Origin of the sequence: Xanthocytophaga flava, assembly GCF_030068545.1 — a bacterium.
Taxonomy (GTDB): Bacteria; Bacteroidota; Bacteroidia; order Cytophagales; family 172606-1; genus Xanthocytophaga; species Xanthocytophaga flava.
The window spans coordinates 82,146-95,259 of the sequence record NZ_JASJOR010000018.1; the positions used below are offsets into that span (position 1 = coordinate 82,146).

General features: G+C 39.4%; 10 protein-coding genes. 6 read left to right on the plus strand and 4 right to left on the minus strand.

Annotation, left to right across the window (positions count from 1 at the left end):
- Window positions 1-25: 25 nt before the first annotated feature.
- From QNI15_RS23960 to QNI15_RS23980, 5 genes are all read left to right on the plus strand, one after another.
- Window positions 26-2,758 (plus strand): valine--tRNA ligase, encoded by a 2,733-nt coding sequence (locus QNI15_RS23960; protein WP_314034029.1) that lies wholly within the window; start codon window positions 26-28, stop codon window positions 2,756-2,758.
- Between the two features lie 147 nt (window positions 2,759-2,905).
- A complete protein-coding gene (locus QNI15_RS23965) occupies window positions 2,906-3,409 on the plus strand; it encodes a Panacea domain-containing protein (RefSeq protein WP_314004421.1) in 504 nt (167 codons plus the stop codon).
- Window positions 3,387-3,887, plus strand: a complete 501-nt coding sequence (locus tag QNI15_RS23970; RefSeq protein ID WP_314004419.1) for a hypothetical protein — start codon at window positions 3,387-3,389, stop codon at window positions 3,885-3,887. Before QNI15_RS23965 ends, QNI15_RS23970 begins: the two co-directional genes overlap by 23 nt.
- Window positions 3,888-4,047: 160 nt before the next feature.
- Window positions 4,048-6,147, plus strand: a complete 2,100-nt coding sequence (locus QNI15_RS23975) for a S9 family peptidase (RefSeq protein WP_314034117.1) — start codon at window positions 4,048-4,050, stop codon at window positions 6,145-6,147.
- Window positions 6,148-6,228: 81 nt separating this feature from the next.
- Window positions 6,229-6,699, plus strand: a complete 471-nt coding sequence (locus QNI15_RS23980; protein WP_314034031.1) for a gamma-glutamylcyclotransferase family protein — start codon at window positions 6,229-6,231, stop codon at window positions 6,697-6,699.
- Window positions 6,700-6,786: 87 nt separating this feature from the next.
- On the opposite strand, the gene QNI15_RS23985 is transcribed toward QNI15_RS23980, so the two are convergent.
- Window positions 6,787-7,332: a hypothetical protein gene (locus QNI15_RS23985; RefSeq protein WP_314034033.1), complete on the minus strand. Its 546-nt coding sequence runs from the start codon at window positions 7,330-7,332 to the stop codon at window positions 6,787-6,789.
- Window positions 7,333-7,415: 83 nt separating this feature from the next.
- Window positions 7,416-8,690: a hypothetical protein gene (locus QNI15_RS23990; protein WP_314034035.1), complete on the minus strand. Its 1,275-nt coding sequence runs from the start codon at window positions 8,688-8,690 to the stop codon at window positions 7,416-7,418.
- A gap of 148 nt (window positions 8,691-8,838) precedes the next feature.
- Between QNI15_RS23990 and QNI15_RS23995 the strand changes: the two genes are divergently transcribed.
- Complete coding sequence (locus QNI15_RS23995) at window positions 8,839-9,066, plus strand: hypothetical protein (RefSeq protein ID WP_313984778.1); 228 nt, start codon at window positions 8,839-8,841, stop codon at window positions 9,064-9,066.
- A gap of 346 nt (window positions 9,067-9,412) precedes the next feature.
- Here the strand turns inward: QNI15_RS23995 and QNI15_RS24000 are convergent, their stop codons facing one another.
- Both QNI15_RS24000 and QNI15_RS24005 read right to left on the minus strand, forming a co-directional pair.
- A complete protein-coding gene (locus QNI15_RS24000; protein WP_314004410.1) occupies window positions 9,413-10,612 on the minus strand; it encodes a PepSY-associated TM helix domain-containing protein in 1,200 nt (399 codons plus the stop codon).
- 11 nt (window positions 10,613-10,623) lie between these two features.
- Window positions 10,624-13,017, minus strand: coding sequence for a TonB-dependent receptor (locus QNI15_RS24005; RefSeq protein ID WP_314034037.1), 2,394 nt, complete (start codon window positions 13,015-13,017; stop codon window positions 10,624-10,626).
- Window positions 13,018-13,114: the final 97 nt, after the last annotated feature.

Below are 13,114 nucleotides of genomic sequence, written 5' to 3' on the forward strand. Positions count from 1 at the left end.
AGTACATTGATTATTAAATACTATCATGGAAATAGCAAAGAACTACGATCCTAAGAATGTTGAAGACAAGTGGTACCAGTATTGGTTAGAGCATAAATTTTTTGCTGCCAAACCTAATCCTGAAAAAGAGCCCTACTGTATTGTGATTCCTCCCCCTAATGTGACAGGGAAATTACATATGGGACATATGTTGAATAACACCATTCAGGATATTTTGGTGCGTAGAGCACGTATGCAGGGGAAAGAAGCTTGCTGGGTGCCAGGTACAGATCATGCCTCTATTGCTACAGAAGCCAAAGTCGTAGGAATGTTACGTGAAAAGGGGATTGACAAAAAAAGTATTACCCGTGATGAGTTTCTGAAATATGCCTGGGAATGGAAAGAGACATATGGAGGAATCATTCTGGAACAGTTGAAGAAACTAGGTGCCTCCTGCGACTGGGATCGGACTCGTTTCACGATGGAACCTTCTTTGTCAGAGGCGGTTATTGATGTTTTTGTAGACCTGTACAATAAAGGAAAGATTTATCGTGCCTATCGCATGGTAAACTGGGACCCTAAAGGAAAGACTGCTCTTTCAGATGAGGAAGTTATTCACAAGGAAAGCCAGTCAAAGCTGTATTACATAAAATACCCGATTGCTGGTTCTGCATCAGACTTTGTTACCATTGCGACCACTCGTCCGGAAACGATTCTGGCTGATACTGCCATTTGTGTAAATCCGAACGATGAACGGTATGTTCATTTACATGGTAAGAAGGTGATTGTACCATTTGTTAATCGGGAGATCCCAGTAATAGCAGATGAGTATGTGACAATGGATTTTGGTACAGGTGCCTTAAAGGTAACACCTGCTCATGACCTGAATGACTACGAACTGGGTAAGAAATATGATTTGCCAGTGATTGACATTCTGAATGATGATGGAACATTGAATGAAAGATCTGGCATTGCAGAATATGTGGGCAAGGACCGTTTTACGATTCGTAAGCAGATTGCCAAAGACTTGGAAGCGGCTGGTTATCTGGAAAAAATAGAGGAATATAAGAGTAATGTAGGATATTCGGAGCGCAATCCTGATACGGTGGTAGAGCCCAAAGTATCCTTGCAGTGGTGGCTGAAGATGGATGAACTGGCAAAACCTGCGCTGGAAAACGTGTTGAATGATACCATTCAATTTCATCCTGCCCGTTTTAAAAATACCTATCGCAACTGGATGGAGAACATTCAGGACTGGTGTATTTCGCGTCAGCTATGGTGGGGGCAGCGCATTCCGGCCTGGTATGATAAACAGGGTAACTTTGTAGTAGCCAAAAATCACGAAGAGGCGCTTAAATTATATAAGACTCAATATCCTGGTTTAGCTGTAGAAGAACTCTCTCAGGATGAGGATGTACTGGATACCTGGTTTTCATCTTGGTTATGGCCAATCTCTGTATTTGACGGATTGAAAGATCCCAATAACGAAGATATTCAGTATTTCTATCCAACCAATGATCTGGTAACAGGTCCGGATATTATTTTCTTCTGGGTAGCCCGGATGATTGTTTCTGGTTATGAATATCGTCATGAGGCACCCTTTAAGAATGTATACTTTACAGGGATTATCCGTGATCAGTATGGTCGTAAGATGGCGAAACAGTTAGGTAATTCACCTGACCCAATCGCTTTGATGGAGCGTTATGGGGCAGATGGAGTGCGTACGGGTTTGTTGTTTAGTTCACCTGCTGGAAATGACCTGATCTTTGATACACCAGTACCAAAGTCCAACGATCCGGAAGTGATCGCTGCGTTTTTGGCAGATAAGAGTAATGATGTTCTTGCTTCTAAGCTTTGTGATCAGGGTAGTAGATTCAATAATAAAATCTGGAATGCTTTCCGATTGGTAAAAGGGTGGGAGTTGGATTCCGTTATAGATAACTCTTTAGCTCCTACTGCTGAAGATCTGATTGCTATTCAATGGTTTAAAGCTCGCTTCAATCAGAAGTTAGCTGAAATTGAAGGATATTTTGCTGATTATCGTATCTCCGATGCATTGTTGGCAGTATATGATCTTGCCTGGACAGATTTCTGTTCCTGGTATCTGGAAATGGTAAAGCCGGAATTTGGAGAAAAAATCAGTGGTGCTGTATTTAAGGAGACGGTTGCGATTTTTGATCAGTTGCTTCGGGTTGTGCATCCATTCATGCCATTTATTACAGAAGAAATCTGGCAGATGCTGGTTAATCAGAAAGAGGGTGATAGTATTTGTATTGCTGCTTATCCTAAAACCGCAAGTTTTGATAGTCAACTTATAGAAGACGCTATTATTGCACAGGAAGTTATTTCTCAGATTCGTAATATTCGGAATAACAGAGGTATGTCTCCAAAAACAGCACTGCCTCTTAGTATACGTACACAAAATCAAGGTGTATATACCCGGTTCGGAAAGCTGATTCAGAAGTTAGCCAATGTTTCAGAACTAACCTTCACAGATACTAAAGTTGATGACGCTTTGAGCTTCATTGTAAAGACAGATGAATGTTTTGTGACTTTGGAAGAGAAGATAGATGTTGATGCAGAAATTGCAAAAGCAGAGAAAGAATTAGCAGAGCAACAACGAAACCAAAATTCAAGCTCAGTCAAACTTAGCAATGAACGTTTTGTTGCTAATGCCAAACCGGAAGTTGTTGAAACCGAACGCAAAAAGTTGGCTGATGCGGAAGCGAAAATCAAAGCATTAGAAGAGAGACTGGATAGCTTGCGGAAGATGAAGTAAGCCTTTTAATTATACTAATAAGGAAGCCCTGTATCAAACAGGGCTTTTTTGTTTTCTATATCTAATCATTACACATGATAAGGGATGTTATTGGGCTTGATAAAGTTAAAGCCATGCTGTAACTTTACTGTAAACCAATTTATACCTATGTATTCATCTGCAGCTATAGCAAATTATTTTTTAGCGAAAGGAAAAGCCGACAATAAACCCCTTTCTCCTATGAAGCTGCAAAAACTCATGTACTTTGCCTATGGCTGGTATCTGGCTACAACTAATCAGCGACTTTTTAATGAGATGATTGAAGCCTGGCGGTATGGGCCGGTTATTCCTTCGGTATATGAGGCATTCCGACACTTTGGCAATAGTAACATTACAGAGCCGATGCCTGATTTTAATACGCCTGTAGCTAAATCAGGTATAAATGACGAAACTGCCCAACAGATTCTGGATGTGGTTTGGTATGTCTACTCTGATCTGTCTGCTATTGCTCTTTCTAATCTGACACATGAGAAAGGCACTCCCTGGTATAAGATCTATGAGCAATATGGCAGTGTAAAAAATATCCCCAGCAATAAAGACATCAACGAAGAGTACATCAAAGAATATTTCGTTCAAAAACTGAATTCGCTTGGAAACAAAGAAGCCCATTGATCTGCTGGCCTTACAGGACAAACTCAAACAGGAAGAGCAATCCAAGTCTTTGGCTGATGCCAATTCCCTCTCAGAAGAAGAAATAGCTTCCTACGAAAAAGCACAAAGAGAAGTAAATATCGAACGGCTGCGCATTGAGAATGAAGATCTGCGTCTGAAACTGAATATTCAGCGTGAAATTCATATTCTGGAGCAGCAACGACTTATTCTGGAAAATAATACCCGTAACCTGGCTAACGAAGATCAGAAACAGGATACGCAGGAGCGGAAAAAATATGCTCAACGTATTTTCTGGATGTTATGTAGCTGGCTTGTGATTGTATTAGCTGCCATTGTAACCAGTGGCTCAAAAGCCTGGGATTTCCATCTCAGTGATGCTATTGTATTAGCCTTGATTGGTTCTATGACCGCTAATGTAGCTGGTTTCTTCTTTGCTGTGGTCAAATATTTATTTCCAGAAAAAGGAAATAATAAATAGCCATCTACGAAATACCATTTATAAAAAAATCATAGTTTGTTTCTGCCTTGGTAGTATCTTTCACTATTTGTAAAACCACATTGATCATAACCAACTAAAAACTCAAATGAAAAAAACTACTTTTGCAGTGCCACTTTTACTCCTGATGGCATGTAACTCTATGAAAGAAAAAGAAACTGAAACATCTGCACCCCATTTTCCCGATGTAAAACCTCCTATTGCAGAGGTGAAGGCTTTTGAAGTCAAAGCTAAACATGGCGCATCCCGTACAGACAACTATTACTGGTTAAATAAACGGGAAGATCCCAATGTGATCAAATACCTGGAAGCGGAAAATGCCTATACAGACACCATGATGGCTGATACCAAAGTTTTACAGGATAAACTTTTTGAAGAGATCAAAGGCCGGATTAAAGAAGATGATGAGTCTGTACCGTACAAGGATGGAAACTATTACTATTATACACGCTTTGAGAAGGGTGGCGAATATCCTATTTATTGCAGAAAGAAAGGATCTCTGTCTGCACCTGAAGAGGTGATCATCAATGCCAACGAACGAGGTCATGGGCATAACTATTATAGTTTGGGTGGGTTGGAAGTGTCTGACAATGAGGAGTTAGTTGCTTTTGGAGAAGATACTGTCAGTCGCCGGAATTATATATTGAGAGTAAAGAACCTGAAAACAGGTGAGATTTATCCGGATGCTATTCCCAATACAGAAGGAGGAAGCTATGCATGGGCGGCTGATAACAAAACGTTGTTTTATATCATTCGTCATCAGCAGACATTGCTTGGGTATCAGGTATGGCGACATGTATTAGGGACTGACCCTAAAACGGATGTAAAGGTATATGAAGAGAAAGACGATCAGTTTTATATGGGACTGTATCGTATGAAATCCAAGAAGTATATTGCCATTGCCTGTGATCACAATGGGGTGTCTACGGAATACCGTTTGCTGGATGCCAGTAAGCCTACAGGCGAGTTTACCGTATTTTTGACTCGCGAACATGGCCATGAATACAACATTGAACATTATAAGGACAAGTTTTATGTTCGCACCAACTGGCAGGCAGAAAACTTCCGTTTAATGGAAGTTCCTGAAGGCAAAACGGCTGATAAATCAGCCTGGAAAGAAGTTATTCCTCATCGTGCAGATGTTTATCTGGATGGACTGGAAGTATTTGTGAACCATCTGGTGTTACAGGAACGCAAAGAAGGATTGATTAATATTCGGGTCATCAATCAAAAAAGCAAAGCAGAGCATTATATCAACTTTGGAGAGCCTGCTTATACTGCTTATACCAGTACCAATCCGGATTTCAATACTGATGTACTGCGGTATGGCTATACTTCCATGACTACACCTCCATCTACGTTTGATTACAACATGGATACCAAAGAAGCGAAACTGATGAAACAGCAGGAAGTAGTAGGAGGATATAACAAAGAAGAGTATGTGACTGAACGTGTGTATGCAACAGCCCGTGATGGAGTAAAAATTCCTATTTCTATTGTATACAAGAAAGGTTTTGAGAAAAATGGACAGGCTCCATTGTATCAGTATTCCTATGGCTCCTATGGCTATTCTACTGACCCTACATTCAGTGTCGCTCGTCTGAGTTTATTAAACAGAGGATTTGCGTTTGCTATCTGTCACATCCGGGGTGGACAGGAAATGGGACGTCAGTGGTATGACAACGGCAAAATGCTGAAAAAGAAAAATACCTTTACTGACTTTATCGACTGTTCCGAGTTTCTGATCAAAGAAAAATATACATCAGCATCTCACTTATATGCCAATGGGGGTAGTGCTGGTGGTTTGTTGATGGGTGCTGTTGCCAATATGGCTCCAGACAAGTACAATGCCATCATTGCTGATGTGCCTTTTGTAGATGTGGTAACTACCATGTTGGATGAGTCCATTCCATTGACTACCGGAGAATATGAAGAATGGGGTAATCCCAATGAGAAAGAATACTATGATTACATGCTTTCGTATTCTCCGTACGATAATGTAGAGAAGAAAGCATATCCCAATATGTTGGTAACAACAGGCTTGCATGATTCTCAGGTACAGTATTGGGAACCTGCCAAGTGGGTAGCCAAACTACGTACGTTGAAGACAGATAATCATGTATTGTTATTGAAAACCAATATGGAAGCAGGTCATGGTGGCGCTTCAGGACGTTTTAAAGCAATCAAAGAGACAGCATTTAAATATGCCTTTATCTTTAAACTGGAAGGTATAAAAGACTAATTGTATTTTCTGAGAGCCACTGATTGGATACCATTTCATATTCAGTCAGTGGCTTTTCTATTGTATTATATTGAAAAGAGTATGCTACAAAACCTTTATTTTTCATACGGCTCCAACATTAGTCTTGAAAAGATGCAAAAGCTTTGCCCCAATGCCAAACTATTGGGAGCAGGTTATCTTGAGAGCTATCAGCTTGTATTTACTACCCATCTGGAACAACGTAGTCGGGGAGGAGCAGATGTAGTGCCTGCTGCAGGTGAAGAAGTGTGGGGATTACTGTACAAAATCAATGATATAGAGCTGGCTGTCATGGATGCCAATAAATTTTATCCGGAGATTTATGACCGGATTTCTGTTACCATTCAGCTTCGTGAAGGAGCAGGATATAAAACAGTTGAGAATGTCTGGACCTATGTGATGCAGGATAAACAGAAATCGTATGCCCAACCAACTATAGATTATGTGAATCTGTTGTTAGACGCTGCAAAGGCAAACGAGTTTCCTTTTTCCTATCAGGAATATCTAATCTCTTTTCAGAATAAGATCGGATGACTTATAGTAGTAAATGCATACTACTATAAGACTCTCTGACGTATTTAATGAATTGTGAAAAGCAGGAGAAAATAAATTCGAATTTAATTAGCTACTCGTCTTGGTTAATTCTCTTAGAGCTGCCAATGCTTTTTTTGCTCCTTCCTGAGTCTTGAAGATAATCCGAAACTGATTGATCCTGCGTAACTGGCTCTCCTTATGGCTCTGTTCCTTGACTAGAGGTAGTTCGCTTTTGGTGTTGATTTGCAATTCATACCAGGACAGAGGGCCTTCCAGCAGCTTATTATTCTTCAGATTGTACTTTCGTTGCATGAGAATAATTTTGGATGGGTCAATGTCCCGAAGTTTTATGTGATAGGTCAGTTGGGTTTCCAGATTTGTTGCTTCACAAAACGATTCGGTATAATTATCAAAGTCTACTACCAGCGTATCTCTGTTAAATGTTATGGTATTGGTAAACAGATCTTCCATTCTGCAAGGCTTATTTCGCTCAGGATGCATATACTCCAGTGCAATAAATATCTCGCCTTCCTGTTTAGCAACTGTTTGTAATTGACTTTTGTGATTGGGTGACTGGGCAATTAGTTGTAGACAAAGCAATAAAGCTGAAGCAAGAGAAATACTAAAGTGCATAGTTTATTAAGTTATAATTCTATAACGAAAAAAACTATCATTTTAATTCATTTCTTAGTTGATAATCAGGGAGTTTGTTTGTTTTATAGACGTAAGTTAACTACATTATTGTAAATAGATCCAAATGTGTAGCTTACACCAATGGAGTTATACAATTGAAAAGAAGTTGCCAATGTTCGTTGTTGCAACAGAATATCTTCCAGGGATGCATCGCCTTTAGGAAGGTTAATCTGGTCGTGGACAATATTGAGGCGGCCATTGAAGCTTACTGAGAGCCCTTTCACTACACGCATAGAGATTCCGCCATCAAACGTTAATCTGTTTTTCTTGAAGTCATGCAAGAAGTTGGTGCCCATGACTTGTACTGACACAGAGCCCCAGGGTTGCATGATCCTTACTGCTGCTTCCAAAACCTGAGAGTATACTGTCTCCTTGTTTTTCTCATAGAGTGTAGTTTCAAAGTAATTTCTATGAGAATAACCTATGCGATAAACCAATGTAATTTCTTTGCGCATAGCTTCTCTATAAGGAAGAAAGCTATATTCGATTGCCGGAGCTATGCCACAATTAAGTGCGATGTTGTCGTATGTGGAAGATGTCACCCCTACAAATACACCCCCGGACCAGTGGTCATTTATACTTTTGACAATAGATCCACTATATGTATTGCGATGCATCTCACTATGAATCCATGTACTATCGCTTAAGAAACGGCGATTATTAATACTAAAGCTTAAGCTATTTCGAATTCTCCACTCTTCCGTTACTCTGTCAGCACGTAAGCCATAGTAGACATTCAGTGAACTTTGCTGCGATTCTTTATTAAAACTCCCTCCTCCATACACTTCCATTACCCAGTTGTTCCATCTGTCTACAGGAACTTTACGTTGCATAGTAGTATCTGGCTTAAATGACAGATTGATTTGGTCTGCTAATGCTGTGTGTGCTGCATAGGAGGCCAATCCCAACTGGATGATACGTTTGAGTCCTGTGCGTATTTCATTACCTGTCTGAGATTGAATAGTATGAAAGGTAAGTTTGTTATTGATTCCTTCATATACCCCTTTTCCTGTAAAGGCCAGTACATATGTACGACCTCCGCTACCATTTACCTGGTCTGTGATAAATACTTGTACTTCAGCCAATTGTCTATCTCTGACATGGCTTACAAAGGAAATTTCCTGACGAATAAAAGACATGTCACAACTTTTGCAATCAATATAAACGCGAGGGGCATCTTTGATCTCCGCTTTTTCATTTACAGGCTCTGCAATGGAGTCAAGTGGAGCTTGTTGTGCCTGAATAACAGTGAGTGCAGTAATAAAAAAGAAGAATGGTAGATAGCCTAAGAGTTTCATTGCCTGACAGGAGTGTGCTTTCAAAATTAAAATTACACACAGACCAGCCAGCGAAAAATCCAAAAACAGGTATAATTATTTCATGTAGGAAATACATACAAATTACTATATCAGTTCTTAACTTTGCATAAAAACTACCAGAGTAAATATGAATTTAGATCGAATGTCATTAGACCAGCTACGCAAGCTTCTTATCCGAATAGAACGGCAGATTGTAGAAGATGAATTGTATATAGAAAATGTAACAGACGGAATCATTCAGGAGCCGGATTGGAAAACAGGAGCTGTTAATGCACGCCTTCGCCAGTTGCGTGACGAACGGCAGGAGGTAAAAGACCGTATTGTTGTTGTGACGCGCAAGCCAGTAGGAGGATAGTTGGTGCAAACCAATCAATCATAAATGATTACAGGTTAGAGGGCTAATAATTTATTGATCTATAATGAAGCGGAAAAATTTCTTTTTGAAGTGTACAGACATGTAAGGTGCTGTACATTTTTTCTTGATAGCTGCAACACAGAATACTTTGATTGTGGAAATTGCTCAATCTTACTTTCTGTTTATCTTATTACAAAGTTACTTTCTTCCAAATAGCAGAATAGCAATTATATACTACTATTTTTTCTGTACTTGCTGTGATATATCTACGAATAGTATGGCAAATCTGAATAGATACTTTCTCATATAAAAAACAAAAGCGGCAACCAAAGTTGCCGCTTTTGTTTTATTGATTGACTTTTGCAAAGGCTGGTTTAGCCTGTGTATTCTTTTTGTGTGGCTTATTCTCTGACTTTTTCTTCCCTTTACCATTTTTCTTTCTGCGGCCATACCAGATGTAAAAGCCTGTTACAGGTAAGCTAGCACTGATCAAACTGGCAATAAATGCTAGTATCTTTCCTGGTAATCCCAGTACTGCGCCCACATGGATATCATAGTTCATACGCATGATTTTATCTGCAACAGATGCATTTTGTAATCGTCCGTATACGTGAGTAACAGGAATTTCCTTTAGTGTATATTGGTCAAAGTAGCGGTAGTCAGCCTGCCAGAATGTGCTAGGGTCCGGATTCATTGCTACTTCAATAGAAGAGTTTCGTTCTGTAGGAACATGCACCTCAATACTGCCTGTATAAGATGGGTTATCCTGTTTTACTTTTCTCCACAACTGATCCATTGCCGGAGTAGCAGTAGCATTGGCTATCTGAGTAGTATCTGAAAGCGCTTCATAAAACTGAACCATTTGTTTTCCGCCGGAAGTAGTCCAGTAAAGAGATTTGGCAAACCATTGAAACCCCCATACCAGTCCTGTAAGCGCAATAAAAATGATTACCCAACTCACATAAAACCCTAATACATTGTGTAGATCATAGTTTTTGCGTTTCCATTTGAGATTTTCTTTCCAGTTGAACCAGAAACGTTGTTTAGCTGCAGCTTTATTTTTTGGCCACCACAATACCAGACCTGTAATGAGCAGTACTACAAAAATGAGCGTTGCTGAGGCTACAATGGGTTGTCCGATGTGTGGAGGTAACCACAAATAAAAATGCCCCATGATCACTACCCGGAAAAAATCCTCATTCATATTTTTAGTTTTCAGGACTTTTCCTGTATAGGGATCAATAAATACAATATAGTAATACTCCGGATCTGCATTGTAATAGGATACATGTGCAGATTTTCCTGGTTCGTACTGGATACCATGGGCTTTCTTACCTGGCAACTGAGCATCTGCAATCTTTCTCAGTTCAGACGGGGGGAGCAGGGGCTTATTCTGGACCTCTGAAAAAAGATACGGTCGCGTTGCATTTTCTATTTCTCGTTGAAATGCCAGGATACAACCGGTGATACCCAGAAATAAAACAATTAGCCCGGACGAAAGTCCGAGCCAAAGGTGTACTTGACCAATTATCTTTTTTAGGGTCATGTAGTTAATGTTTAAAATGTATAATTGAGGCTAACTCTTAAATTGCGAGGGGCTTCTGTTTGCCAGTAGTAGTAACCACCATAAGCATAGTAAGATCCACTGTAAAGATATGTGTTCAGTATATTAAAAACATTAGCAGTCAAACGAACTCTATCTTTTTCCCAGAACATACCGCCATCCAGACGAAAATAGTCAGGTAATGATTTTTCTCCTGGACCGCCCCATGACCATGTAGTACGATTTGCCTGATAAGAGAAACCACCTGAGAATCCTAAGCCCTTTAATGCTCCTGTAGGTACTTTATAAGACAACCATGCATTGGCATTGTGTTTGGCAAAACCAGGAACCAAATCTCCTTCTCTCAAGCCTAGTGTGGTATCAGTAGTTTTGGTGATCTTGGAATCAATATAAGAGTAATTAGCAACAAGGTTTAAGCTTGGAGCAAGTTCGCCTCTTACATCAAGTTCAATTCCTTTAGCTTGTGATTTACCCACCTGTGCAGAAAATTGTGTGTTACCTGGAATTGCTGTAATTTCGTTGTTTTTTGTGATTTGATAAGCTGATAATGTTGTATTCCACTTTCCGTTAAACCAATCTCTTTTAATACCAACTTCTATATTGTTTCCTGTGATAGGTTTAGGTTTAATAGCACCTTGAAGTATACCTGTTTGTGGTATAAAAGATTGATCATATAGTCCATAAACAGATGTCTCTGGATTAATAGTGGCACTGAGACCTAAACGTGGAGTAAATTTCTCTCCATCCACACCTGTTCCATAGCTGATGTCTTTTACATATGTATATCGACCTGCTAATGTTAGGCGAATTTTATTATCCAGAAATCCTAACTCATCTTGTAGATATAAACCTGTGTATCTTTGTGAAACCATACCGCCTGTTCCTGCTCTTTCTCGTAAACTTTTGCTACGATCAAAAGTTGGATAGCCGTTTGCTGGAGAACCATAAGCAGGTGCATAAATATTAAAATATTTTCCTGTTACCGCTGAATCTAATATATGTTTCTGATTCCAGTCTCCCAGGTATTCTTTAGTCCCTAAATCTAAACCACCTAAAATACGATGGCGAATGATTCCTGTGGTAACATCTCCATTCACAAATACCTGCCCGAATCTGGCTATATTGGATGCATCTGCAATACTTATCTCACGAAGTAAATCCCCGTTTGGTTTTATTGTTGCGGTAGGATCAGCTAAAAAGGGCAACCACAAAGAACTCCCTACTTGTTGGTAATTAAAATAAGCTCCCTGAGCAGTCAACTTCCAGTTATCATTAATTTTATGTTGAAGATTTAAAATGAAGGTATGGTCATTGATTTTAGTAGGATCAATTCTTGGATCGTTTAGAGTAAGTTCAACAGGTGTTTCTGTATAGCCACCTGTACCAAATATATAGGCAGAACCAATATTTGACATGGATACATGTTGTAATGTATATTCAGCCGTTAAGGTTGTATTGTCATCAATTTTATAACTGATAACTGGTGCAATGCTGAAACGATCATTGAATTCATACAAACGAAAAGAATTTTTGGTCTGTCCCATCAGATTCAAGCGGAATAACAGTTTTCCTGTTTTTTCCAGTTTTCCATCCAGATCCAATGTACCACGATATAAATCAAAACTACCTAATGTTAATGATGCAGCTCCATTGAAATCACGTCCAGTTGGTTTTTTAGTTACTACATTATAAATACCGTTGGGATTGCCATTAGACATCATAAAGCCTGCCGGACCTTTTACAAATTCAATATGATCTACAAAACTCATATCTTCTGTAAGCGGTCCCCAGTTAGAAGTTACATTCATTCCATTGCGGAATGCAGATGCTCTTCCTCCACGTACATTGATAAGAGTATACATATCTCCCCAGTGTTCCAGACGAGTAGCTCCACTTACATTCCGGATTACTCCATCACTCATGCTTATCACCTGTTGATCTGCCAGAACTTTTTCTGTGATTACCTGGATATTCTGAGGTGTTTCAATCAATGGTGTCTGAAGACGCAGTGATTGGGAAGGCTGATCAACTTTATACGTTTTTTTTGATCCAACAACCACTACTTCATCCAGCTGCTTGCTATCTTCTTTCAGAATAATGGCTGGAAGATTGGTAGTTTCATTCGCCTGAACTGTAACAGATACTTCTTTTGATTCAAGACCTATAAAAGATACGACCAGAGTATAGTCTCCCGGTGTAACCTTTTTTAGTTCATAGTTCCCAGATGCATCTGTAGTAGCTCCTTTAGTCAAACCCTTTAAACTAACAGTTACAGAGGGAGCGGCTTGTCCGTCACTGGTTTGTACTTTTCCTTTGATATTTCCGGATTGGGCAATGGCTGTTAACGTACTGATCAGAAATAAAAATAATAGTTGTGTTTTTTTCATTAAACAATAAATGTTATGATGGTTGATTGCTTCGTTTTCTTCCATACTTCGTTTGAGAAGGAAACTTAATTAGACTGTTTCTAAATATTGGGCAAAA

Excerpts from the sequence above, each read along its gene's own strand:
- QNI15_RS23960 (WP_314034029.1), top strand. The coding sequence starts at position 26 with ATGGAAATAGCAAAGAACTACGATCCTAAGAATGTTGAAGACAAGTGG.
- QNI15_RS23965 (WP_314004421.1), top strand. The coding sequence starts at position 2,906 with ATGTATTCATCTGCAGCTATAGCAAATTATTTTTTAGCGAAAGGAAAA.
- QNI15_RS23975 (WP_314034117.1), top strand. The coding sequence starts at position 4,048 with ATGAAAGAAAAAGAAACTGAAACATCTGCACCCCATTTTCCCGATGTA.
- QNI15_RS23980 (WP_314034031.1), top strand. The coding sequence starts at position 6,229 with ATGCTACAAAACCTTTATTTTTCATACGGCTCCAACATTAGTCTTGAA.
- QNI15_RS23985 (WP_314034033.1), bottom strand. The coding sequence starts at position 7,332 with ATGCACTTTAGTATTTCTCTTGCTTCAGCTTTATTGCTTTGTCTACAA.
- QNI15_RS23990 (WP_314034035.1), bottom strand. The coding sequence starts at position 8,690 with ATGAAACTCTTAGGCTATCTACCATTCTTCTTTTTTATTACTGCACTC.
- QNI15_RS23995 (WP_313984778.1), top strand. The coding sequence starts at position 8,839 with ATGAATTTAGATCGAATGTCATTAGACCAGCTACGCAAGCTTCTTATC.
- QNI15_RS24000 (WP_314004410.1), bottom strand. The coding sequence starts at position 10,612 with ATGACCCTAAAAAAGATAATTGGTCAAGTACACCTTTGGCTCGGACTT.
- QNI15_RS24005 (WP_314034037.1), bottom strand. The coding sequence starts at position 13,017 with ATGAAAAAAACACAACTATTATTTTTATTTCTGATCAGTACGTTAACA.